At 33.2% G+C, this 23486-nt stretch carries 31 protein-coding genes, 8 pseudogenes and 1 riboswitch; of the genes and pseudogenes, 10 read left to right on the top strand and 29 right to left on the bottom strand.

From position 1 onward, the window contains the following. A pseudogene (locus tag F8162_RS21810) lies at nt 1-819 on the top strand (collagen-like triple helix repeat-containing protein); the annotation flags it as partial. A 70-nt stretch (nt 820-889) separates the two neighbouring features. Here the strand turns inward: F8162_RS21810 and F8162_RS21815 are convergent. From F8162_RS21815 to F8162_RS21860, 12 genes are read right to left on the bottom strand one after another with little or no spacing between them, the layout of a single operon-like run. Next, complete coding sequence (locus F8162_RS21815) at nt 890-1372, bottom strand: nucleoside triphosphate pyrophosphohydrolase family protein (RefSeq protein ID WP_151630511.1); 483 nt, start codon at nt 1370-1372, stop codon at nt 890-892. Between the two features lie 19 nt (nt 1373-1391). After that, nucleotides 1392-1643, bottom strand: coding sequence for a helix-turn-helix domain containing protein (locus F8162_RS21820; RefSeq protein ID WP_098537854.1), 252 nt, complete (start codon nt 1641-1643; stop codon nt 1392-1394). Between the two features lie 25 nt (nt 1644-1668). Next, nucleotides 1669-1836: a DUF3954 domain-containing protein gene (locus tag F8162_RS21825; protein WP_098520256.1), complete on the bottom strand. Its 168-nt coding sequence runs from the start codon at nt 1834-1836 to the stop codon at nt 1669-1671. Between the two features lie 19 nt (nt 1837-1855). Continuing rightward, complete coding sequence (locus F8162_RS21830; protein ID WP_151630510.1) at nt 1856-2215, bottom strand: cell division protein SepF; 360 nt, start codon at nt 2213-2215, stop codon at nt 1856-1858. Beyond that, nucleotides 2208-2486 carry an AbrB/MazE/SpoVT family DNA-binding domain-containing protein gene (locus tag F8162_RS21835; protein ID WP_151630509.1) on the bottom strand — a complete coding sequence of 93 codons (279 nt, stop codon included), beginning with the start codon at nt 2484-2486 and terminating at the stop codon, nt 2208-2210. The genes F8162_RS21830 and F8162_RS21835 overlap by 8 nt, the downstream gene beginning before the upstream one ends. Nucleotides 2487-2502: 16 nt before the next feature. Then, the gene (locus tag F8162_RS21840) at nt 2503-2697 is read right to left on the bottom strand and encodes a hypothetical protein (protein ID WP_098650617.1); all 195 of its coding nucleotides are present in this window, start codon (nt 2695-2697) and stop codon (nt 2503-2505) included. A gap of 15 nt (nt 2698-2712) precedes the next feature. Further along, complete coding sequence (locus tag F8162_RS21845; RefSeq protein ID WP_151630508.1) at nt 2713-3588, bottom strand: ATP-binding protein; 876 nt, start codon at nt 3586-3588, stop codon at nt 2713-2715. Then, complete coding sequence (locus F8162_RS21850; RefSeq protein WP_151630507.1) at nt 3527-4273, bottom strand: DnaD domain protein; 747 nt, start codon at nt 4271-4273, stop codon at nt 3527-3529. Before F8162_RS21850 ends, F8162_RS21845 begins: the two co-directional genes overlap by 62 nt. Nucleotides 4274-4277: 4 nt before the next feature. Next, nucleotides 4278-4454, bottom strand: coding sequence for a hypothetical protein (locus tag F8162_RS28830; RefSeq protein WP_192797651.1), 177 nt, complete (start codon nt 4452-4454; stop codon nt 4278-4280). 29 nt (nt 4455-4483) lie between these two features. Further along, on the bottom strand, nt 4484-4648 hold the full coding sequence (locus F8162_RS28835) for a hypothetical protein (RefSeq protein ID WP_098230264.1): 165 nt from the start codon (nt 4646-4648) through the stop codon (nt 4484-4486). Then, on the bottom strand, nt 4648-4914 hold the full coding sequence (locus F8162_RS21855) for a helix-turn-helix domain-containing protein (protein WP_151630506.1): 267 nt from the start codon (nt 4912-4914) through the stop codon (nt 4648-4650). The genes F8162_RS28835 and F8162_RS21855 overlap by 1 nt, the downstream gene beginning before the upstream one ends. A 40-nt stretch (nt 4915-4954) precedes the next feature. Next, the gene (locus F8162_RS21860) at nt 4955-5179 is read right to left on the bottom strand and encodes a helix-turn-helix domain-containing protein (protein ID WP_001192731.1); all 225 of its coding nucleotides are present in this window, start codon (nt 5177-5179) and stop codon (nt 4955-4957) included. 185 nt (nt 5180-5364) lie between these two features. Between F8162_RS21860 and F8162_RS21865 the strand changes: the two genes are divergently transcribed. Beyond that, nucleotides 5365-5715, top strand: a complete 351-nt coding sequence (locus F8162_RS21865) for a helix-turn-helix transcriptional regulator (RefSeq protein ID WP_063224928.1) — start codon at nt 5365-5367, stop codon at nt 5713-5715. Nucleotides 5716-5978: 263 nt separating this feature from the next. Here F8162_RS21865 and F8162_RS28840 read toward each other — a convergent pair whose 3' ends face one another. After that, complete coding sequence (locus F8162_RS28840; protein ID WP_192797670.1) at nt 5979-6134, bottom strand: hypothetical protein; 156 nt, start codon at nt 6132-6134, stop codon at nt 5979-5981. Nucleotides 6135-6160: 26 nt separating this feature from the next. Continuing rightward, entirely contained in the window at nt 6161-7357 is a 1197-nt protein-coding gene (locus tag F8162_RS21870; protein ID WP_151630505.1) for an AimR family lysis-lysogeny pheromone receptor, read from the bottom strand. 602 nt (nt 7358-7959) lie between these two features. On the opposite strand from F8162_RS21870, the gene F8162_RS21875 reads away from it, so the two are divergent. Next, a complete protein-coding gene (locus F8162_RS21875; protein WP_151630504.1) occupies nt 7960-9069 on the top strand; it encodes a tyrosine-type recombinase/integrase in 1110 nt (369 codons plus the stop codon). Between the two features lie 83 nt (nt 9070-9152). On the opposite strand, the pseudogene F8162_RS21880 reads toward F8162_RS21875, so the two are convergent. Both F8162_RS21880 and F8162_RS21885 read right to left on the bottom strand, forming a co-directional pair. Continuing rightward, a pseudogene (locus tag F8162_RS21880) lies at nt 9153-9809 on the bottom strand (pPIWI_RE module domain-containing protein); the annotation flags it as partial. Between the two features lie 297 nt (nt 9810-10106). Further along, a pseudogene (locus F8162_RS21885) lies at nt 10107-10367 on the bottom strand (thiaminase II); the annotation flags it as partial. A gap of 256 nt (nt 10368-10623) precedes the next feature. Between F8162_RS21885 and F8162_RS21895 the strand changes: the two are divergent. Continuing rightward, nucleotides 10624-10902, top strand: a complete 279-nt coding sequence (locus F8162_RS21895; RefSeq protein ID WP_151630501.1) for a hypothetical protein — start codon at nt 10624-10626, stop codon at nt 10900-10902. Nucleotides 10903-11058: 156 nt separating this feature from the next. On the opposite strand, the gene F8162_RS21900 is transcribed toward F8162_RS21895, so the two are convergent. The 7 genes and pseudogenes from F8162_RS21900 to F8162_RS28855 form a co-directional block, all read right to left on the bottom strand. Further along, nucleotides 11059-11283 (bottom strand): hypothetical protein, encoded by a 225-nt coding sequence (locus F8162_RS21900; RefSeq protein WP_151630523.1) that lies wholly within the window; start codon nt 11281-11283, stop codon nt 11059-11061. A 126-nt stretch (nt 11284-11409) separates the two neighbouring features. Further along, a complete protein-coding gene (locus tag F8162_RS29355) occupies nt 11410-11631 on the bottom strand; it encodes a hypothetical protein (RefSeq protein WP_318826073.1) in 222 nt (73 codons plus the stop codon). Nucleotides 11632-11655: 24 nt separating this feature from the next. Next, complete coding sequence (locus F8162_RS29480; RefSeq protein WP_413226579.1) at nt 11656-11964, bottom strand: tail fiber domain-containing protein; 309 nt, start codon at nt 11962-11964, stop codon at nt 11656-11658. Then, nucleotides 11915-12157, bottom strand: a pseudogene (locus F8162_RS21910) (phage tail spike protein); the annotation flags it as partial. The gene F8162_RS29480 and the pseudogene F8162_RS21910, both read right to left, overlap by 50 nt. A gap of 45 nt (nt 12158-12202) precedes the next feature. Continuing rightward, nucleotides 12203-12286, bottom strand: a pseudogene (locus F8162_RS28845) (site-specific integrase); the annotation flags it as partial. Next, nucleotides 12275-12379: pseudogene (locus F8162_RS28850) on the bottom strand (ArpU family transcriptional regulator); the annotation flags it as partial. The pseudogenes F8162_RS28845 and F8162_RS28850, both read right to left, overlap by 12 nt. 27 nt (nt 12380-12406) lie before the next feature. Beyond that, entirely contained in the window at nt 12407-12577 is a 171-nt protein-coding gene (locus F8162_RS28855; protein WP_192797652.1) for a hypothetical protein, read from the bottom strand. Between the two features lie 323 nt (nt 12578-12900). Here F8162_RS28855 and F8162_RS28860 point away from each other — a divergent pair, with 323 nt between their 5' ends. Beyond that, nucleotides 12901-13077, top strand: a complete 177-nt coding sequence (locus tag F8162_RS28860) for a hypothetical protein (protein WP_179866093.1) — start codon at nt 12901-12903, stop codon at nt 13075-13077. Nucleotides 13078-13985: 908 nt separating this feature from the next. Here F8162_RS28860 and F8162_RS21920 read toward each other — a convergent pair. After that, a complete protein-coding gene (locus tag F8162_RS21920; RefSeq protein ID WP_151630499.1) occupies nt 13986-14192 on the bottom strand; it encodes a hypothetical protein in 207 nt (68 codons plus the stop codon). A 15-nt stretch (nt 14193-14207) separates the two neighbouring features. After that, the gene (locus F8162_RS21925) at nt 14208-14924 is read right to left on the bottom strand and encodes an NUMOD4 domain-containing protein (RefSeq protein ID WP_151630498.1); all 717 of its coding nucleotides are present in this window, start codon (nt 14922-14924) and stop codon (nt 14208-14210) included. Between the two features lie 204 nt (nt 14925-15128). On the opposite strand from F8162_RS21925, the pseudogene F8162_RS29115 reads away from it, so the two are divergent. The 5 genes and pseudogenes from F8162_RS29115 to F8162_RS29360 all read left to right on the top strand — a co-directional run. Next, nucleotides 15129-15330 (top strand): annotated as a pseudogene (locus F8162_RS29115) (hypothetical protein). A 151-nt stretch (nt 15331-15481) separates the two neighbouring features. After that, a complete protein-coding gene (locus F8162_RS28865; RefSeq protein WP_192797653.1) occupies nt 15482-15646 on the top strand; it encodes a hypothetical protein in 165 nt (54 codons plus the stop codon). Between the two features lie 170 nt (nt 15647-15816). Then, nucleotides 15817-16536 (top strand): exosporium leader peptide-containing protein, encoded by a 720-nt coding sequence (locus tag F8162_RS21930; protein WP_151630497.1) that lies wholly within the window; start codon nt 15817-15819, stop codon nt 16534-16536. 294 nt (nt 16537-16830) lie between these two features. After that, a complete protein-coding gene (locus F8162_RS21935; protein ID WP_151630496.1) occupies nt 16831-17688 on the top strand; it encodes an exosporium protein D in 858 nt (285 codons plus the stop codon). 470 nt (nt 17689-18158) lie between these two features. Next, nucleotides 18159-18500, top strand: a pseudogene (locus F8162_RS29360) (exosporium leader peptide); the annotation flags it as partial. 368 nt (nt 18501-18868) lie between these two features. On the opposite strand, the gene tenA reads toward F8162_RS29360, so the two are convergent. The 4 genes from tenA to F8162_RS21960 form a co-directional block, all read right to left on the bottom strand. Beyond that, on the bottom strand, nt 18869-19558 hold the full coding sequence (tenA, locus tag F8162_RS21945) for a thiaminase II (protein ID WP_151630495.1): 690 nt from the start codon (nt 19556-19558) through the stop codon (nt 18869-18871). 124 nt (nt 19559-19682) lie between these two features. Beyond that, nucleotides 19683-19788: riboswitch (TPP riboswitch) on the bottom strand. Between the two features lie 72 nt (nt 19789-19860). After that, a complete protein-coding gene (gene ddlB / locus F8162_RS21950; protein WP_151630494.1) occupies nt 19861-20775 on the bottom strand; it encodes a D-alanine--D-alanine ligase in 915 nt (304 codons plus the stop codon). A gap of 4 nt (nt 20776-20779) precedes the next feature. Then, nucleotides 20780-22228, bottom strand: coding sequence for a PLP-dependent aminotransferase family protein (locus tag F8162_RS21955; RefSeq protein WP_151630493.1), 1449 nt, complete (start codon nt 22226-22228; stop codon nt 20780-20782). 165 nt (nt 22229-22393) lie between these two features. Beyond that, nucleotides 22394-23434, bottom strand: coding sequence for a homoserine dehydrogenase (locus F8162_RS21960; RefSeq protein WP_192797654.1), 1041 nt, complete (start codon nt 23432-23434; stop codon nt 22394-22396). Between the last annotated feature and the right edge of the window lie 52 nt (nt 23435-23486).

The raw sequence follows: 23486 nt of genomic DNA on the forward strand, positions 1-23486 counted from the left end.
ACTGGACCTACCGGGAATACTGGGCCCACTGGTGACACTGGACCTACCGGGAATACTGGACCCACTGGTGACACTGGACCTACCGGCGCTACTGGACCTACCGGTATAATGCAACCAAATCCATTTGAAGTATTCGTTCAGTCCGGAGCCGTTGGTGGGGATGGAACACAAGCAAATCCATTTGGCACTATCCAACAAGGTATAACAGCAGTATCACCAACAGGAATAGTGCATGTATTAGCAGGAACATATCCACTTTCTGTAACAATAGCAATTAATAAAACTGGAATTACCCTAAAAGGCTATCCAGGTACATTAATCAACTTACAAGCAGCCGTTATCCCTTTTATTGTTACTGGAAATGGAATTACTATTGATGGGCTAACAATAACAAGTGATAATCCATACGCTGTTGAATTTATTCAAATTGGTGGAACTAATCATAATATCATTAATAATGTTATCTTCGGTCCACCACAAGCTGGCCCCTCTACAGGTTGGGTCGTAAACCGGGGATTTGTCACTCAAATTGGTAATATGACTAATCTATTAGCTCGAAATAACATCTTTTACTCTCTACGCCAACCTGCTTATCTAAATCCAAATACTAATGGATATATTATTGATAATGTTGTTTACAATACAAGAGGGTTTGTTGTTGACCAATCTGTATTTCAATTTTCCGGGAATTCATGGGGGAGTCCAGTTAATGCCGTTGATATAGCATTATTAGTTGGAACTATTTCAGGGCCTCCATATGATCCACTAACAAATTTATCCACTAACAACAGTAGTGCTGTAATCAGTGACCAAAGATAAACTTGTAGAAGTCTCTTAAATTTTTAAAGAGACTTCTATTCTTTTTTTATAATAAAATTCAAATTTGATCTTACTTTACATCGACACGCGCTTGACTTGCTTCTCGACTAAATCCATCCGGATATCTTTTAGCTAATTTTGCAATATTCATTTCAGCAACATCTTGTAACGTATATCCTAATTCGTGCGCCATAATCGATACATAATACATAATGTCCCCAAGCTCTAAGGCTAATTTATAAGTGTTTCCGTCCTCTTCTCCTGGACAATGCGATGGTTGGAAGCCATGTCCATGATAAATTGCTTTTTTAACAATATCAGCAACTTCACCTGCTTCACCTGTAAGTCCTAAAGCCGCGTTTGAAACACGTCCTCCAAAATCAGTTTTGTTATTCCAAGTACGTAATGTTGCCTCTTGATAATCGTTTAATTCACCGATTGATAAAATGCTTGCAATCTGCAAAACCGTAGCTTCATTTATAACCTGTTCACCTTTTTTTGCTTCACTAATTAATTTAGTTGCTTCCAATACACCATTTTCCATAACGTTCATCTTGTTTTCCCCTTCCTATTTAGCAAATCCCTAACCCTATCGGACGATTTTTAATTAAATACTTATCAGCCTGATCTATTACAAGGAGCGCAACCTCAGCATGGTGTCTCCTTAGCGCTTCTGCCATCTCTGGTAAACTCATACCTTGATTCCACATTTCACGAAAACGAATTACATCTCTTTCATCCCAAATGAAGTTAGCTTCTTCTAAAGCGATGTATATTTTTAAACGCGATTCCTTCATCGCTTCGTGATTTCTTGCTACACTCATAAGCGAACCCACCTTCTAAAAATGATTATTTTATCTTTTCAGTAAACTTAGTATCCACACGATCAACTTTACCGTTTACCCAAACCGCGACTTGCTCACCGAATCCACTGATTGGTGGATTAACTGCCGTAACATTCCCATCCTTGACTATATAAAGTTTGTTGCTGGTAACATCAATTTCTATTTTTTTCATATGTCCATCTCCCTTTTTACTACCTCATGTACTCGACAACATCAGGTTTAAAACCACTTCCTAAATAAATCCGCACTGGAATAGTTTCTTTTTTATCTCTTGCTGCCTTACACAATTCCTCAGCTGTATCCCAATTGAAAAACTTATCTACAGCTCGTTGAAACCTCCAAATCGCCATTACATATTGTTCAAAGATGTCATAACGATCATCTTGTTTAGTAGTGCGTGGTAACTCATCCGTGCTCTTTGCATTCCTTGGAACTTGGACGCGTACATCAGCGTATGTATTGCGCCCAGTTCCTTTCTTAATATTTGCTTTCATTACATCGAACTTATAAGCTGCTGGCTCTACATCGAAAATATTTAGTTGCTTAGACATGTGCCTTCACATTCTTTTCAAGAACATCAAGTAACTCAATTGCTCCCACCTTACTCAAAAACATTCGACCGCCCAATAATTCCATGTTTGATTCGGAAACTTCACCTGTTACAAAGCATGACTTTTCTTGTTTGCTTAAAATGACGTTTTCCCCATCAACATGAAAGTCTAGTGCTGTTCCTTCAGCAATCCCCAAAGTTCTGCGTAACTCTATCGGAATTACTACACGCCCTAGCTCGTCCACTTTTCTTGCAACACCTGTATTTTTCATAGCTTTCTCCCCCTTGTTAACTAACTTTTTGTTGTTTATTACGTTGTAACTCTTGTTTCATTGATTCGAATTTTATTAACCATGCTTGCCAACGCTTATCATTTTCTGCTTGCTGTTGCCTTGCTACTTCGCAATTACAACCGTTCGTTTCAATTACACCTGGATAAGTTTCTTTACGAATAATTCCTGTATTACGGCATAATACACACATGCTTATTCCTCCTTATTAAAAACCTAAATTAGCAAGTCTTTGGTCAGCTGTCGTAAATTTCAATACCTTTGAATCACCTAATAAACGACTAACCGTTTTAGCATCGTATTTATTAAAAAGTTGTTTTCCCGTAAAGTTTGTTGTTGTAAATGTACTCATTCCCTGTCTAGCATTTGAGACCGCATATAACAGACGTTGTATGAAATCGGAAGCTTGTCTATTTGAATCTGTTGAACCACTTTCTGCCCCAAGATCATCTAATACTACAAAATCAGCTTGTCCAATTAATTGAACGAAATATTGAAGTGTATATTTACTGCTCTTATCATCGAAAGAATCCATAATCATTCTTGTTATCGCTTCTAATTCAACGTATAAGCAACTTCTCATAAGATGATAATTTTCTTCTCCCTGACTGATATCCCAGAAATATTGATTTAATTCATGAAGCATGCTGTATGCCAGAAAACTCTTTGCCGTCCCTTGATTTCCTGTAAATACAACTTTTCTAATTTCTCCGTTTTTTAAATCCTCCAAAGTTTCTTCTACAGCTTTCTTATGACTAATCGTTTCATCACACTCTATTCTGTAATCAGATAATCTTGAATGAGGAATTTTCTTATTTGTAATAACACTTGCCTTTTCCAGCATGTTGAATTTCTGCAAGCGATTAATCTTTTTATAGTGAGCATTAGCCTGTTCTTCCAAGACTTTGTTGTTTTGTTCAACTACACATCTAGGGCAAACAACTTGTCCTTTGTACTCAATCATTTGAACTGGCTTAATGATTTTTTGTCCACCTATTTCATAAGAGTGATTCATACATTGATCAGAATGGTAAGTCACCTTCGATTCCAGGGATTCCGCCAGTTTTTTCATTGGTGTTGCCATTTCTATTCGCTCCTTTTTTACCTTTGTTTTTAAACTCTATTTCTGCTACATTCACATCAGCTAAAGTACGAATGTTTTTGTTAACCCACTGTTTTAAAATGCCCTCAGCATAATTCCATTTCTTCTGCTGTTTCAAAGCACGTTCCATAGCTGCCTGTACAAGTTCTTCGCTTGTATCGTTTACCCAATGAGCAATACTTTCGGCTATGAATGAATTTAAAATACCGAAAGTATTTTCGTAGAAAGAGAAGATGCTACTACTACTTTGTTTATTAGTATTTTGTTTATTAGTACTTAGTTCTTTAGTACTTAGTAGTGTTGGATTTTCCACAAATGGAACTTCCACTTGTGGTTTTTCCATATGTGGATTTTCCATATGTGGAAAAACCACTTGTGGAACTTCATAAATAATCGTCTCCCAGTTAGTTATCTTTCCCTTTTCGTTTTTCACAGGAAATCTTCTAACGTAACCGTATTTTTTCAGTTCTTTCATTCCTACCCTTAAACTATCAATGCCATCTTTTGCATGAGTAGATATTTCCTCCATGTAAAACACCCAATCATCTGGTAACGATAAAATGTAAGCCAATATCCCTTTTGCTTTCCAACTTAAACGTTCATCTCGAAGACCTGTGTTATTAATGGTTGTGTAATTTTTACTTTTATTTACTCGAAATGTTGCCACCTGTTTACCTCCTCGTACAAACTGCAACATATGCTTGTCCACTTTTGATGATTCGTTGAATTTCATAATGCGAATAACCATTTTCGAAATACTGCTCAATTATTTGCTTCAACTCATCTTTGCTTTTTGCTAAGTCCCAAAATTTATTAGGTAATAGCACCTGATATTCAATTAAATTCATGTACTATTTCCCTACTTTCCGTGGTATACTTATAAAAATTTGTTTTTTCTAAAAGACCCACTGCCATGGGTCTTTTTATTTTGTTCTACATCACTCCAAGCCCATTTTCTTATTGGCTCATAAGTGATATAAAGTAGCCATGAACCACCTGTGATTGACAATCCAAATATAGCTAATGATATTGTATCTTCCACTAGTTCACCTCCTTTTGTGCTTCAAGCCAATCTTCTAAATCCTTTTGCAAGAAAAGAAGTTTACGCCCTTCTCTTATTACTGGGAACCTAGGGTGATTTGCTAATTCGTACATTCTACAAACAGCAATGTTGAGGTAAGCTGCCGCTTCTTTTACTCGCATAACCTTATTTGGTTGTGATTGTTGTTGTAAGTCAGCTATTGCTGATCTAATTTCCTCTCTTACAATTTCACGGATAGATTCTTTTATAAATTGTTCTAAACCCATTTTCTTTCACTCCTTTTAAATAAGTTTCATTGTATGAAACTTATTGTTTAAAATTTTTTTCTTGTTCCTTAAATAATATAGTTGTTTCTTTTCCCAATACTTTAGATATATTAACTGCTACATCATAGTAAACCCTTAAATTCCAGTTAATTATTTTATAGCAGTATGACTTCGATATCCCTACCCTTTTAGCTAGTTCATGATATTTAAGTCCAGATTCTTCAAATGCTTTTTGAAGTTCTGTTTTAGGCGTATCGGTTTGCATCTGATCACTCCCTTCTGATGCTTACAAGTCTATTATATGTTTCATTGTATGAAACTTCAAGTGTTTTTTATAAAAAATTTCAGAACAGGAAACTTTTTTGCTCTTTACGTTTCTTGTCAGGAAACTTTATAATAAACTTAATAGGATTTAGGATTACCGAAAAATCTTAATAAGGGGAGTTTTTTATGGATATGAAAGATAGAATAAAACAAATTCGTTTAGAACATAAAATGAACCAAGAACAATTTGGTAAAGAAGTAGATCTCACTAAAGGTACCGTTTCAAAATTCGAAAATGGAAAAGCCTTCCCAAGTCGTGAGACAATAGAAAAAATAGCGAAAAGATTTGCTGTTCCTGTGAATTACTTATATGGAGAAAATAACGAAGCAAACCAGGATGAGAATAAATACGAGAAATTTAAAGAGATTATGGCATGGTTAGAACCTCTTCCAAAAGATAAAGAAGATATGGCATTAGACCAGATGTTAGCTATCGCTCAAGCTCTGAATAAGCATCATAAGAAAATGGAAAAATAGCCTCTCGAATTAGGATCGGCTATTTTTTTTAATCTCCTCAATATATTCCTCTAATTTTTCAGGAGCGAATTCCTTTACTGTATTTAAGAATAGCATTACAATTTCTTCTTTTGTCACCACTAGTTCCCCCTTGCATCCTGTTATTTATACGTGGACTTTCTAAAAGTGGAAAGTTTTTGTCGTTACAATTAAAATGTTTCCATTGCCTTTAAAGCAGAAATGACACTATCTATTAGATAGTGTCATTTCTTGCATTTATATAATTATCCGCCTCCAGGACCTGGATCAATCATGTATAAAGTTGTTTTTTTCTCTTTAGCGCTTTGTATTTTATCTTTTTCTGTCACTTGAAAAGCTGTAATAGAAAGACAAGATACAGCCATAATAGATAACACTACTTTTACAAGCTTATTTTTCAAGTGTTTCACCACCTTTTATGTATAGTTTAATTATAGCATTCCAATGCTTCTTTTGGTAGAAACATATAGAAGAAATCACCTGATTTAGAAAAACTTTCAATAGATAATTCTAAGTATTTTTTCCCTTCTTTCCCTCCAACCGCGAGCCCCATATAGTACAATTGAAAACTACTAAGATATCCGTTGTTATTTTTTAAATTCTGTAAAATTTTAATCGCTTTTTCATTCTCACCTAACCTTACATATAAAAAAGCTCTCTCAGCTTCATCTAAATCTTCAAAATTAATAGTATGTAAATCTTTCTTATGGTGTATTCTTAAAAATAAAAGTGTATTAAGTACTTTTTCTCTCCTTATTTCTAGTTTCTTATTAGCTGGATTACCAATAACTTTTAGTGATTTTTCCATATACTCTTTAGCTTTCTGATAATCAGAGAAAACATAACTTTCTCCAATTTTACAATACGCTACTGCCTTAGTACTGACATAACAATTTGTCTCATCGTTTATTATGTCAAAACATAATTGACGAGATTCTTCTAACTTATTTTCATGAAGGTTCACAAAAATCTCCATTTCTTTTATTCTTAATAAAAATGAATCTCTTAAAGTGTGACATTTAATTTTTGTAATATCGGGTAGTAATTGTTGAATATATTCATTAACCATCTTGTAATTACCTAAATCAAAAAAAGAATATATTGTGTTTAGAATTGATATTATAACAAGTTCATTATCAGTGTATTTTTGATTTTTCCTCATTTTATCAACTTGCTCAAAAAACACCTTAGCCGTAATCTTATTTTCACTTCTCTCTCGCAATGTTTGGTATAAAGGAACCAAGCTTAAGTTTATTCTTAATGTTTTCGAAATACCCTTTTTCTTTTCTGTTTGATGGCCCTTAAATTTATATATCTGTTGAATAATCATATCTTGAAGTTCATATTCTCCAAACATGTCTAACACTTCTAATGCCAATTTTAAATTTTTGTGTGAAAGTGTTGGTATGCACTCTTTGATGCAGTTTCTTCTGAACTTAATATCTTTAGGCTTATATAACCTAAGTGCATCTACAAAGTGCATAAAATCAAATTTACCCTTTTTATTAAAATAACTATTCACAGTAGTGTGTGTTACTTTAAAACGCGTCGCTAACTTCCTATTTGTATAACCGGATGATTTTAGACTTTCTTGCATATCATTAAAATCCAATAAAACTTGCACAATTTTTGTCCTCCTTTTGGACAAAAGACACGTCACCCCTAGTATTTTACATTTACAGAGAAACGTGTCATTATATCTAAGTTGTGTGTTATACTGATGTACGAAGACTTATGACAGGTGTTTTCCCTACTGTGGTTAGGGAGACAGTATAAGGGTGTTGCAGCACTACTTACACAGTCATGGGTCTTTTTTATGTCCGTTTTTTAGTTATTTTCATAATATCACAAAAATTAAGAATTTTAGTTATGTGCCAATCTGAAAATTATTGAGAAAGTTTAATAATTAATATAAAAAAGTATTCTTTTATATTGTAAAACAATAATATCTCTTCCCCCCTCATTAATCAGCTTGACTTTAGTACTATACAATCACCTGTTAATCAATTAGTTATTCAGGCAGCTATTTATCAAACGCTTTTAATTTTATTTCCATGAATACAGCAAAGAAAAAGCCCCTATGGCTCTTTTTTTATTCCTTAATAACAATCTAAATATGGTAAAATATATCCATCGCTGATATGTCCAAACATGTAATTTTCATAGCAGCAAAATTACAACTAGACTTATACAACATGATTCAAAACAAATGAAGGAGTGTTTTAAGTGAAAGGACATATTCGAAAAAGAGGAAATAAGTATTGTATTGTTATTGATATCGGACCTGATCCAGAGACAGGAAAAAGAAGACAGAAATGGTTTTCTGGATATAAGACAAAAAAAGAAGCACAGGCTGATGTTGCGAAGAAGATTACAGAGTTGAATGAAGGGACTTTTATAGAGCCGTCTAAAGTTACCTTAGAAGACTACCTAAATCACTGGTTAGAAATTAAAAGTATGAGTATAGAAAGGAGTACCTTTGTCGGCTATAGGGCATTTATCAACCAACATGTTATACCTAGTATTGGAATAATCGCACTTCATAAATTAAATGTTATGCACATTCAAAAGTGCTATAAAACCGCGATAGATAAAGGTATTGCAAACAATTCTGTTCTGCTTATGCATAGAATTTTAAAGAGCGCTTTAAATCTCGCTGTAAAACAAAATATTATTTCTCGAAATCCAGCTGATTTTGCTGAGATACCTAAAAAAGAAAGAACCTCTATCCAAACTTGGACAGAGGAAGAAGTAAAAAAGTTTCTTTTGCATTCACAAGAATCACGATATCACATTGGGTATCTTCTTGCAATAACTACAGGTATGCGTATGGGTGAAGTTCTAGGCTTACGATGGCAGGACGTTGATTTTGAAAAACATACCGTTACAATAAACCAAACATCTGGCCATGACAATAAAGTCAAAAAAACAGCAAAAACAAATTCGTCAAAACGCACCATTCCTGTACCTAAAGAAACTATAGAATCCTTAAAAAAGCATAAGGTTTTAATTAATCAAGAGAAATTAAAGCTTGGTTCTGCTTATCAAGATTTTGATTTAATTAATTGTAATGAGTTTGGAATGATTATAAAAAAAGCAAATTTCAGAAAAAATTTTATTAGAGCGATACACAACGCAGGCGTAAAAGAAATTAAATTCCATGATCTAAGACATACACATGCAACTATACTATTAAAGCAAGGAGTTAATCCTAAAATTATCAGTGAAAGATTAGGTCATACAGACATTTCAATGACATTGAGTGTTTATTCTCATGTTTTACCGAACATGCAAGAAGAAGCCGTTAAAAACTTTGGTAAAAGCATCTTTGGATAACTTATGTTTGCAAAATGTTTGCAATTCATAAAAATAGGTCAAACAAACGTTGTTATATCAAGGTTTGTTTAACCTATCATCTTATATTCTTGATAAAATCTCCGAACTCCTATTGAAACATTTAATAATGGAATATTCTCGCCTCCGCGCGTTATACATTCAAACCGATATACATAGGCGAAATAATCTTGTGTTTTTTTGTCTTTAATAGGCTCTGACATAGCCTCACAAATATTTTGTGATCTAAGAGGAGAAAAATATATATTTTCTTCGTGTATGTTTTCTAATTGTAAAGGACGTTCACAAAACATATGTGAAATTAAAGCGGGCACCCACTTAGAATATATTTCATTATCATGTAATACTGTTAAATTAGAAATTAAATCGTAATGCCATTCATATTTTGGCGATTCTATTAATTTATTAGGTTTCCAATCATGAATAATTTCATACCAACTTTGGAAAATATAATCAAGTTGTTCTTTTCTAATAGGTTCTTTACATACAATCCACGGCGTATTTTCATTTAATACATATGGATTATGCTGAATAAATAATATATCAGAAAACATATCATATAACCTTTCATTCAATCGTTTCAACTTACTCGTTAATAGAAATGTCTTATAATGTATCTCTACAATATCAAGCCATTCAATAGGAAAATATATAAATGATACGCTTTCGTTTAAAAGAGGTTCTACTATATTTTCAAATGTTAACAACTTTAATTTTTCCATAAAATGATTACTTCCTCTCTTCATTTTTCTTGATCACAAAAAGCTAGAAAAATTATCACTTAATCTAATTATTTAAAAGAAAAGCAAAGACTGCTTATCTGAATAACATATGAATGAAACGACTCTTATAAAAGTTAAAAGTAATTATCATACATATCCCTCCTTTTACATCATAAATATATTACATTCGAATTATACAATATATATTACGTATTGCATTTGGAATTTACAATAATTTTACAAAAGAGTATAAAAAGAGGTATTGACCATACCTATGTATAGCAATACCTCTACTCTTTATCCTATTACATTTTTTACTTCTGTATTCACTGGCCACTGTTCTAACGTATAAACCATTTCCCAAAATCAATATTCATATTGACTACTAATAATAAAATGCTGTTTCATTCGCTTACGGTCAGACTCTGTCACTTTTTCAGCTATTGTATCTAACCGTGTAAGTTGCTCTTCAACTAATGTACGGAACCAATCAGATCCGTAAGCAGAAATCCATTCATTATAAATTGTCTCTTCTGGCTGACACTCTTTTAAACATTCATCAAATTAATAAGTATACATTAGAAAATCCGTCCATAGAATGGCGTTATTTTTCACTTCACATATACATTCGTTTTATTTACAATAAGGTAGATTTTATTTCCCATAAATATTATTATACTAATCTAAAATTTCCCAATTTATATTTTTTCTTTTTATCTCATAATTTAAATTGGGAAAGGGATACTGAATACCTTATTAAAGGAGAAATTCCTAGTAAATATTTTAACATTAAGAAGTGAGAGGGATATTTGCTATGAAACTATACTTTAAAGATATACATTTAGGAAACATTTCAAATGCAAATGGTGATGGTTTTTGGATGTATGGAAATATTAATTTCACTAATAACATTTCGGATTTCAAAGAGTTTCTTAACAAAATGGTAGATGAAAATAATCCACCTTTAGATGATGTAAATCCAATCCTATTGGATGAAAACAATTGGTTTGTATTTAAAAATAATCAATTAGAGGGAATTGGAATACCTGCCGTCTACTTTGGTTCAAATGAAATAGAATGGCGTTGGAGATAAATAAGCACCACCTTTTTGGCGATGCCTTTGAATCCCACCTTATAAAACTATAAATACTTTCAGTAATACATCGATACGATCCATCTTTTCACTCCTTATTTATAATAAAAAAGAGAGACGCTTGTCTCTCTATATAAGTACTTTTACTTTTATATTTTAAATCATCCCTTTTAATATTAAACCCAAAACTGACATAGTGATTGCGCTAATAATAATTCGCAAAATCCAAGTTGTATTCATGCTAATCTTTTCTAATTGCTTATTAATTGTTGCTATGTCTTTCTCATTAATTGTTGTGCGAGTTTCTAAATTACGAATATCTCGCATAATTTCTTTTTGCTCTGCTTTTAAATTGTCAATTTTTACATAAACATCTTCCAATACGTTCACATCCTTTTGTAATCTTAATAAAGCAATCTTTACATGATATGAGACAACCTTATTCATGGTGAATTCATCGCGGGAAATTCCATACAAAATCCGTATTTTGTGCAAAATAAAAACAGCTTACAGCTGCTCTGATTTCTCATCTATTAATTTTTGAACTAACTCTTCTAATGTTGCTATCTTGTTGTTCATTAATGTAATTTCTTTATTATGCTTACTTTCCATTTCTTCTATTTTCGCATTTTGATTTTCTTCAAGTTCCTGCAAAGCTTTGATTGTAAGTGACGCATATGAGTATAAGTGACGCATATGAGTATAAGTGAACTCCTTTACCACTTTCATCGATAAACACCTCATCAGATTCATCTACAATTGCCCCGTAGTATATTTTATCAATGGTGGGTTATTAGAATCTTTCGCTTCTCTCATTTTGTAAAGCTCGTTTACCACGTTCTTATAGTTAAATTGTCTCACTCGTACGTTCCTGATTTTTTCTAAGGAGGAAAATGATACATCACGAATATTAGACTTATATTCTCGTAGTGAAGGGCTCATGAAATTACCTTGAACAGACCCCCATCCATTCTGAGTAACAGGTGACTTAACTTGGATGATACCTGTATACGAACACACGACCAATTGATTGCGCTTCAACTTCATAAAAGACAGACGCATTTACACGTTTTTTTAACTCTGTATTCATAAGAGTCATTAAACGCTTTGGATTCATATCTTGGTCTTCTGTCTCCGGACTATAGAATCCAAATTTATGCTGCCCCTTCTCACTCCATCTTTGGAATGCATCGTTGTCCACAAGATAAGGGAGACCATTATTTATTTCTGTAATGGTAATAAACTCACTGTATTCGTTGGTGGCCTTCTCTGACGAATGGTTGAATATCTCCATGAGTTATGCTATGTTTTTCGTTTGCATGTACATATGATACCCGTACGTCTTTCTCAACGTATGTGTGCCTATTTCATCTAATCCAAACTGCCTATATAAACGTACACTTTCGAGAACACCTTCTAATTTTTTCTGTTTTGCTGCTCTATCGATTTTTTGTAAGAAAGATAATTGTTTAGTCATGTAAGACCACTCCTCTTTATTTTTAAATTACTTTTGTCTTAATGCTCCACGTCTAAGTTCATAACGTGGTCCATGAATTCCCATTAAACCTTCAATGTCACAAGTGCTTAACTTTTCTTTTCGTTTTTTCTTAGTTTTCTTTTTCGCTTGATTCGATTGCTTTTTCCATTCACGTAACTGATCCTTTAACACCTTCATTTCCTTATCTCCCTTTTCAAAATAAAAAGGACACCTATTCCTAAAACAGCTTTAATTGCTGCTTTAATGAATTGGTGTCCTCTAATTTTCTAGCCGGACTATACTCTGCTTGCTTTCACTTTATAATAATTATTTGTTAACTGTTCTATTAAATTACTCTATTCATCGTTCCCTTCCAATTCTGTTTATACTGTAACTTCAAGTTACATACCACTTATATTAAAAGGATTATTTTGTTTGAATTCTCATAAAACACTTTTTAAATCCCACAACATTGGAAATAGCTATATAATAAAAAAGATTCAATGTTAGGAGTATTATAAATGTCTGATTTAATTAAACTTTGTATTGTAATAGCCGTTGCCTTATTTTTAATGTTTTCCATAATATCAGAGTTTAGGAAACCTCAAAAAGATATGTTTTGGTTCTCAATTGACGTAATGTTTCTCCTTGCAGCTTTTTTACTAATAAAAGACTATATTGTCAAACATTTAACCTAATCGTCTGAATAAAACTCAATATTCCGTCAATAATATAGATAGGCGATGGCCAGAACTCATTTAATGAAGTCCCTAACCTTTCTCCTTTCCCCCTGTTGGAGAACCATCTGAGCAGTTAGTTTTTGCTAGCTGCTCTTTTATTTATGAAAAAAGATAAAATTCTTTATAATGATTCTTCTTTATTTCTCAATATAAAGAGCCTTGGATTTCCTTTAACAATCTTGTAGTATATGGCAAAGAGTAAGGTAAGAGTTACTCTTTGCCATTTTAGGGAAGGTCCTGTTGGTGACAACAGGGCCTTTTTACATATAGAGATAGTTTTGTTTAATTTTTCACCATTAACCGCAAAAATATCTTATAATCGTTATATATTAAATCAATCAATTGATTAGGAGTAGATCAAATGCCAGTTACACTAGAACTTATTCTTTTCATTCTTCTAGCAATTTGTGCTGTTGGCTATTTAGTAAAAGAATTTCAAAAAACTAGGAAAAGAACACTTGGAATTTCCCTAGAATTCTTGGTTCTTTTCTGGTCAATATGGAGAATATCGACTATCATAATCTGATTTATAAAACATGAAATCCTTCGAATAAAAATCAATATTATGTCCATAATGTTGATAGGCTGTATACCAAAATCCATTTAGTTTTCTCTGTATCTCCTTGTATTGAGCAGTTAGCTTTTGCTAGCTGTTCTTTTATTTATGAACTTTAGAGACAAGTTTTCATATAATGTAATCATTCCTTTCTTATAAATTAATCTCGTCACTTAGGCTATAAAAACAGGAGTATCTCCTATAACCTTTTCAAAAACCATTCATATTTTATTTCTGAAAAGGGTGCTCTGTTTTATAAAAAGGTGGTTGCGGAAACAGCTACCTTTTTATTTATGACAAAATGAAATTTTTATTGACTATTCCGTTCATCAAACTCACGCATCTTATCTACGTAATAATTATGATTAGCTCTTTCAGCTAATGTTGCTAACAAGTCCACCTTATAACCAATGTTAACATCCTCACTTTGTAAGAATGAAACTACTTCATTTACAACCTCATCATCTGTAGCGTCAGACCATATTAACTCAATTAATTTCTTAATATCTTTTTTCATCATCACTCTCCTTAATTAAGCGTATTGTTCGTATTCCTCGGCAAACATGAAGATATATCCACCGCTTGTCCGTGATTTATGATTACAGTTATCCAGTACTGCTTGATAAGAAAGATAACTTTTCCTTCCAACTTCTCTTGCTGACCTAAATTCCCCGATAATTTCTTTTGTTTTCATATCCAGCTGAACAACTGGTTTGCTACGAGATCTAAAACCTGTTAATTTTACTAGTTTTTCTTTTGAAATGTATTCAAGATTTCCAACAAATGTATCTGTCTTTATTCCGTTCTTATATCTAACTGACTCCCCTTGTTTGGGAGCTCCAAGAAAGTGGGCGGCTACTAATTGCGCTATTATATAATTCTTGTACACGCCTTTGTATTTCACCTTAATTTCTAAGTATCCGCTCTTCTTTTTAAGTATCGGGAGAAGGAACCACATTTTCTTCTTACCTATTCGCTTGAACCTGCCGTAATTAGAAATGAGAAATGCATCATCAGGCCCTTTAATCGTTTTCCAAGTTTCATTATGATACTTTTCCTTTTCATACCATTCTCGCCTCTGCTGCACCGTCAAATCATCTTTAGCAAGATAGCAACCAATACTCCTAATCCTCTTCCCTTTGCTCCGCGCACTCATAAGAGAACCTTTCATCATTCCTGTTAATTCAACTAAATATTCATAAATAGTTTCAGATAATATGTTTGTTTTAGAATCATATAAAAGGACCATCCTATCCCTCCTTTCTACTCAAATAGCGTTTTGGTTCAACTATCTTCTTCAATTCTTCACATTCTACAATTCAATATGCAATATTACATATTGTGTATGTTAGATTTATAAACATGTAATAATTTATAAAATATTTAAAATTAATATTGAAAGGAGAATACTAAATGTCTTTCTTTTCTTGGTCTCCTCTTATTTTCTTAATAGTTGTTGCAATCATCATTTCTATTAAAAAGGCTAAGAAACAATAGCTTTAGATGTTTACAATAATTTATTATTAGGAGGTGTAATTATGTCATTTGCAGCATGGAGTGCAATTTTTATGACTGTAATCGGAGCAATGTCCGGGGTAATCTTTGGTACAATTTCCTCTAGAAATAAAAGAAATAATGCCAACTTAAAAACCTAATAATAAAAATTAACATCTATTTTAGTGATAGCTGATACGACCTTAATATTTCAACTGTCATTTCCTGTTCAAATAAGGGTTTTATTAAAAACTTACATGTATTTATTTTTCGTTATATAATTAAAGTATCCACATATTAGGAGTGTTAATTATGTCAGGAACGATAATGATTTTGTTATACATTTGTTTCGGATTAAGTGCAGTTTTCAGCTTAATAAAAGAATTGAAAAAGCCACAGAAAAACCAGTTCTTGATTTTAGTTGATTCTCTAATTTTGCTAGGAGCCTTAATCTTAGTAGGTACTACCTTCATCTAAAATACATAACTAGAACTCCAGTTGGGAGTGGAGCAGTTAGCTTTCGCTAACTGCTTTTTATAAATTAACTATTTTGTTAGATTATATAAATACAAGCGCTTGTCCATTTCATTTTGTTCTCCTCCTACATTTAATATTAGTAATACTAACTCTTCAGAGGTGAAAATATATTGGACAACTTTTTATCTTCTGCTGCAATAAACCCTAATTTAATTGGACCGACTTTACCACCTGTTCCACCATTCACACTTCCGACTGGGCCAACTGGGCCAACTGGGTCAACTGGGCCGACTGGGCCGACTGGACCGACTGGGCCAACTGGACCGACTGGACCGACTGGGCCGACTGGGCCGACTGGACCGACTGGGCCAACTGGACCGACTGGGCCGACTGGGTCAACTGGGCCAACTGGACCAACCGGACCAACCGGGCCAACTGGATCACTCTCAGTAGCTTACGGAACTTTTTGGCAAACGGAATTCATTACAGTCCCTTTCGAATCCCCTTTTTCTTTTAATCAGGCTGACCCTATGGTAGGGGGAATTTCTCTGTTAAATCCAACCACAATTAATATCACACAAGCTGGGGATTATCGAATTTCTTTCATTTCCTCGATTAACTTGACTGTAGCCCTTTCATTCCCTTATTCGCCTACCATTTCTATACTATTAAATAACAGTCTGATTCCAAATTTCAAAGCTACTTTCGGTCTTTTAATACAAGATTCAGAGGATGTAGATTGCACTCAACTCATTGGGGACACTATTTTATCCATCCCAGCCAATTCAACACTTCAACTTATTAATAATAGCTTTGTAGGCGACACAGACATTCGTACATGCGATAATGGAATAAATGCTTTGGAATTAAACATTATCAAATTAAACTAGTACAAGTATTCCTTTAAAACTAGATGCTATTATGGCATCTAGTTTTCAGTTTCTAATGAAATTTTTGTACAAAGAATATACACAAAATCAAAAAAACTTCATAAAACATTTTATATTCTTTTGTTTTTAGAATGGATAGTCTTTACAGAGCACTTTCCCAAGTGCTCTTACATTTACATATCAAATAACGTTTTTAATTAATTACGAGAGCGGATTTTATTATTTTGTACAAGCAATCTATTCTTTTTTTAATAAAATATATAGATATCTCAAAGAAAGGAGAGCAACATAAGTATGGCTGATTATTTTTATAAAGATGGTAAAAAGTATTATAAAAAACAATTGTACACTCACCATCAAAAAGATAACTGTTTTATCGAAACCCATACAATAACTGGTTCGAATACAGCTTTAAATTTCAACGTACCAGCTAACACTACAAGAACTGCTTTTGAAGATTTCACCAATAACCACAATAAAACATTACTTGATCTTCGCATTCCCGGTACTTCCCAACCAATTGAAGTAACTATCCGAACAAGAAGTTCTCGTCTGCCGATTAATGTAACAATAGTTGCAGGTGAAACCAGGGTATTCCAAGTAGAAGATTTCCATAGCCTCACTCTCACAAATAATACTAATATCAATAGCAATATTGGTATATTCATTCAAAAAACATTTTGTATCTGTTGCAATAATCAAAATGATTATTGTAAAAAGTATTATAATGAACCATCATATTCTCACCGCCAAAAAAATAACTGCTATATCGAAACTCATACCATAGCTGGTTTAAATACCACTCCAACTGAAAATTCACCTTTAACTATTATCGTACCTCCAGCCGCTTCAAGAAGAGTTTTCGAAGATTTTACCAATAACCACAATAAAACATTAATTCAAATATCTGTTCCCAGTGATGTCAGCTCAATTGAAGTAACTATTCGAACAAGAAGGTCCCCGACACCAATTATCGCCATCCTTGTCCCAGGTGAAACAAGAGTATTTCAAGTAGAAGATTTCCAAAGTCTTACCCTCACTAATAATACTGAAATCCTTGATTTTATTGATATTTTGATCCGAAAAACATTTTGCATCTGCTGTAACGATAATAACGATTCATGTGATGAATATTACCACGAGTGCAATTAATAGATTAAATTACGAGAAGAACCCCTCATTTCGTATTAGAATTGCGTTTTCGTTCACTTTTTTGATACATTTATAAAACATTCACATGTTATCTTCAGTACGTTCTTTTCTTTTTATAATGTCGTGTGAGATATACCATGACTTGAAGCCCTAGACCCCTAATCCTAGGGCTTCTTCATTTAAATAAGGATTTTAGTAAAAATAAATTCACTATTTATTTACAAAGTCCATATACTTATATAGACTTTAAAAAATACAAAACATAGTTCTTGGTCCAAGAGCACCACACTCTCTGTTGGTGCTCTTTTCAATTAAATAATGCTTTTATGAAAATTCCGTTGTCTAATTTTTCACTTGTCCATTTCACTTTTCTTTATTTCCGCATTTATTATTAGAAACACAAATTTTTTAGAGGTGAAATTAGTATGGACGAGTTATTATCTTCCGCTTTAATAAATCCTGATTTACTCGGACCTACTTTACCAGCTATTCCACCATTCACACTGCCTACTGGACCTGGATATATAGAACCCCTACCAACTTTCACCCAAATCGTCTATGTAAACAAAGCTGGTGATGACGCTACTGCTGATGGTTCTGAATGTGCACCATTTCCGGATCCTTTAAATATAACTAAACGTTATGCAATCTCTATTGGACCTGGCAACTATATCGAACCATTAATTCATTTAAAGACTAACATTCAATTAGTAGGAACTAGTACTTTATTAACTAGATTACAAAGTCCTTTCGATATAAACGATCCGTCTTGGTTTGATTTGAACTTTTCCCAGGATCCTAGATCTGATTTTGATTATTTTTCTTGCTATGTAACACAAATTAAATTGTGCTATATGAATCACTCCTAACAATCATTAAGGCTTAACGCTTGTAGTTCTTGTTGAAACTTATTCATTTTCATGACCTCCGTTTATACATTTCAACCTTTTCAATTCTTTCCTATATTTCTGTTCGTTAAATCTAAGTAGAAATAGCACTATAAACAAAGTTCAATACGTACACCTACAAAATATGACCTATCAGTAGATGATACTCCTTGTTCATAAACCTATTTTTAGGTTATTCTTTCCATGGGCTCATTTTATAAATTGAAAAAAGACGCACTTAGAATGATGCGTCTTTTTGTGATACTTCTTTTGTAAAATCATATACATAGGTATTATCCAATTACATCTTTTACTTCTGTATTCACTGGCCACTGCTCTAAAGTATAAGCCATTTCCCAAAATGAATATTCATATTGACTACTAATAATAAAATGCTGTTTCATTCGCTTACGGTCAGATTCTGTCACTTGTTCAGCGATAGTATCTAATCGTGTAATTTGCTCTTCAACTAATGTACGGAACCAATCAGATCCATAAGCAGAAATCCATTCATTATAAATTGGCTCTTCTGGTTGACACTCTTTTAAACGCTCACCAATTTCATAATATAACCAATAGCAAGGTAAAATAGCTGCAATGATATCACCTAAATGTCCTTCATACGCAGCACGATACATATGTGAAGTATATGCGTATGCAGTTGGAGCAGGAGTAAAATTATCTTTTTCTTCTTGTGTAATCCCTAGTTTCTTCGCAAAATTCTCATGTAAAGATAATTCTGCTTCATATGTATTTTGAGCATGGTGTGCCATACGAGCTGTCGTTTCTAATTCCAGTGCTTTTGCAGCTCCTAACGTTTGTACTCTAGCGAAATGACTCAAATAATATGAATCTTGAAGGACGTAATAGCGAAAACTAGCTAAATCTAACGTTCCTTCACCAAGTTTTTTTACAAAAGGATGATGAAAACTAGCTTCCCAAATTGAATCTACTTCTTTACGTAATGATTGTGAAAAAGTCATGTAAATCCCTCCAAGTAATTTATTTAATAGAAGTATTTATCCACAGTTATTAAAGCTTTAAAATAAAAAAACTTTCTTTACAGACGTAAAGAAAGTGAAATTGACAGTGTTTATTCATGAAATAGCAATGTCTTTCCCACTTCCCTACGCTGGCATTAACCAGATCAGGTACTAAGAGTCTCAAATTTCCATTTGATCTCAGCCTATAATAGGCCCCCCTAGTGGATAAATATTTAATTTTCGTATTGTATTCATCATATCATACTTCATGTTACTGTCAAAAGTATTCATGATACCAGTGCTTAAAATCCTTCTTCTTTTCTTACTCTCAATGAAGTTTCAATAATCATATCTAATAATTTACTATAATGAATACCAGCTGCATCTGCACTTTTTGGTAGTAAACTTGCTTGTGTCATCCCTGGTAATGTATTAATCTCCATTACATATGGAATACCGTCCTTCACCATCATATCAACCCTTGCATAAACGCTGCATTTCAATGCTTTATAGCAAGCCAGTGACGCTTTGTTTACACGTTCCTTCAGTTCAGCTGGAAGTTCGATAACTTCTTCAATCGTACTAGCATCATCATATTTCGCATTGTAATCAAAGAACTCAGCCGCATGCCGAATTGAAATGATAGGTAACTGTTTCCCATCAAAAATGGAACATGTAATCTCGTCACCTTTTATATATTTCTCTATTACTACTTCAGAATCCCATTCGAACACAGTTTCCAGCATTGAAATTAATTCGTCTTTATTGTAGACAATCTTTACTCCAACACTTGAACCACCAGAGTTTGGTTTTACTACTAACGGAAATCCTAACTTATCTAATTCATCAACATTAAGATCCTCCATTTTTGTAAGTTCAATCCAATCTGGTGTTTCTATTCCTTCATAACGTAAAATCTTTTTCGAAATATTTTTGTCCATACATATACCGCTAGATAACATATTGCTGCCACTATAAGGAATACCTAAACTTTCAAGCGTCCCTTGAACTGTCCCATCTTCTCCGTATTTTCCGTGTAATGCAAGTAGCGCAAAATCAATGTCTTTCGCTTTTTCGATTAAATCCATTTTTTCATTTAATGTAATTGGTACGATTTCATATTTATTTTTATCTAAATTTGCAATCATTTCGTTTCCAGTCATAATTGATACTTGTTTTTCAGAGGATACTCCTCCCATAATAACGCCAATTCTCATTTCCTCAACTCCAAATTTCATTTTTTATTGTATCACCGATTATTTTGATTCCCCGAACTATTTCTTCTTCTTTCAGACGGGAAAATCCTAATCGAAACGTGTTTGCTCCTCCTCCATCAGAGAAAAAAACATCTCCAGGAGAAAATGTAACCCCTTGCTCATAACACTTTTGTAAAAGTGTGCGGGCATGAATTTTTTCTTCTAACTCTATAAATAAATGAAGTCCACCATCACCGGTCATTCTTTGAAACGGAATGTACTCGTTACACGCCCCAACAGCTAACTCATATTTTTTCTTATAAACAGACCTTGCCTTTTTTAAATATTTTTCAAAATATCCTTCATGTAAATATTGAAATAAAACCGCTTGATCTAGTGTTGATGTGTGTATTGTTCTTGCTCTTTTTACACTTTCTAAATGATGGATTAGCTCTTTATCTCCGATGATCCATCCTACACGTAAACCAGGGAAAAGTACTTTCGAAAAGCTACTAATATAAATCACATTATTACCAGCGCCAGCAAAAGTTAATAATGGCGCTAAATGTGAACCAGAATAACGTAGTTCTTCATTAAATCCATCTTCTATAATAGGAATTTTATATTTTGAAAATAAGCTCATCAGTTCTGTTCTTTTCTCTGAACTCGTAACAATACCGGTTGGGTTATGATAAGAAGGAATTAAATATGCAAAATCAAACTCTTTTTCACGCAAGCTTTTTTCAACTTCGCTCGTATCAATACCATCTTCATTCATATTCATTCCATGAACTTCAAGTCCATGTAAGCGAAACAGCTTCAAAGCAGCATGATGTGTCGGATTCTCACAAATAACTCGCCCTGATTTCTTCGATAACGAGGATAGTACAATGTCTAATCCTTCTGTAAATCCATTTGTAATTAATATATCTTTATTTGAAATATCTACACCTTTCATTTCCATATAGTGAAGTAGATAGTTCATTAACGGTCTATAACCTTTTGCGTAGCCGTAATTTAATACGACATCCCCTTCAATGGACATTCGAGTAAGAAAAGCTCTTTTGAAATTTTCCACATCAAATAGCTTTTCGTCCGGAGCAATGCTGTTAAAAACAATCATTCCTTTTTCCCAGCGAACACCATGTTTCATTAAATCTAATTCATCCGCTAATAAGGTAACGGTATTAAGTTTATTTTTCCAATCTATTTCAACAGACGAAGTGTTTGAAATATCAACCTTCGCAACAAAATTCCCTTTTCCTTTAACTGCATAAATGAGTCCTTCTTGTTCTAAATCCGCATAAGCAGCAAGAACAGTATTTCTGCTCACACTTAGTAATTCACTTAGTTCCCTTGTTGAAGGGATTTTTTGATCCCCGAGCAAATGCCCTTTCATAATCATCTTTTTTACATAATCTTTCAATTGTATATAAACAGGACGCTCTTTCACAACTTTAAAATCTTTAAACAATTCCTTACCCCCTGCATTCATTTTTGCATATTTATTACATTCTCAAAAGGTCCACTACATATGTATTTTTTATAAAGGGCGGTACGGTCTTATAGGGTGCAGCTTTAATCAATGGGAGATTCATGCCGCACATTTATTATTAACTCTCACCACTCAGGAGTTTTACTACCCGTTAATACGTGACAAATCTTTACGATATAAGTTAATTATATCTTTTAAAGCTGCTGCTGCGGCTCCGCGTGGATTAGAAGCACCACCAATTGTAGTAACTTGCCCCATCGTATCTGTAAAGAACGTAATCCCTTTTTCTGTCCTATTTACTTTTGCCAGCGGATGATCTTTATCTATTTCGCGCGGTTCCACATGAAGAGCCACATTTCCAAACTGATCCTTATATGCAGAAGCTATTAATTTAATATATTTATTATGTTCCTTAGCATTTCGAATTTGTTGTAGTGTAACATGTTCGATTCCTTTTATATGTATATCTGAAAGCGCATTCTCTGTTCCCATTAAACTGTTTGTTAAAAGTAACAATTTACACGCACTATCAGAACCACTTACATCTAATATTGGGTTCGTCTCAGCAATTCCTTTACTTTGCGCCTCTTTCAGTGCTTCTTCAAACGTAATATCTTCCTCATTCATTTTCGAGAGAATATAATTTGTAGTCCCGTTTAATATTCCTTCTATTTTTTCGATATGGCATCCAGCTAAACTAAATTGCCCAATATCTAGTGTCGGTAATGCCGCAGCAGTTGCACCACTATATCGAATTCGTACATTTGCGATTTTTGCTGCTTCATTTATTTCTCTCCAGTTTGTAACGAGCGCACCTTTTGAAATTGCTACTATATCCATATGTTTCTCAATCGCTTGTTTTATATATTGCTTTCCTGGATTTCCATCTTTAAGATTTGTAACAGTCGATTCCACCAGTACAGTACCACTTATGTTATCTGTTGCTCGTTCCTTCGGATAATGTTCAATATATTCTTCAATAGCAGAGCTACCGCCACCATACCTTAATAAGTGATGAATAGATAAGCCATCCTCATTATGAATTGCAACATTTCTACCTAACACGCCACTTACAATTAATTGAATCCCATATGTTTCATATATATATGAATATTTTTCGTTTAATAATTTTACAAACTCTCTGCCAACTGTTCCATATCCTGATAATACAACTTGAATTTTCATAATATCCCCCCATATTTTTCTACCAAATCCCTCTTTCAATATAATATAAAGC

Origin of the sequence: Bacillus sp. CH140a_4T, from assembly GCF_008923725.1 — a bacterium.
In the GTDB taxonomy this organism is placed as follows: Bacteria; Bacillota; Bacilli; order Bacillales; family Bacillaceae_G; genus Bacillus_A.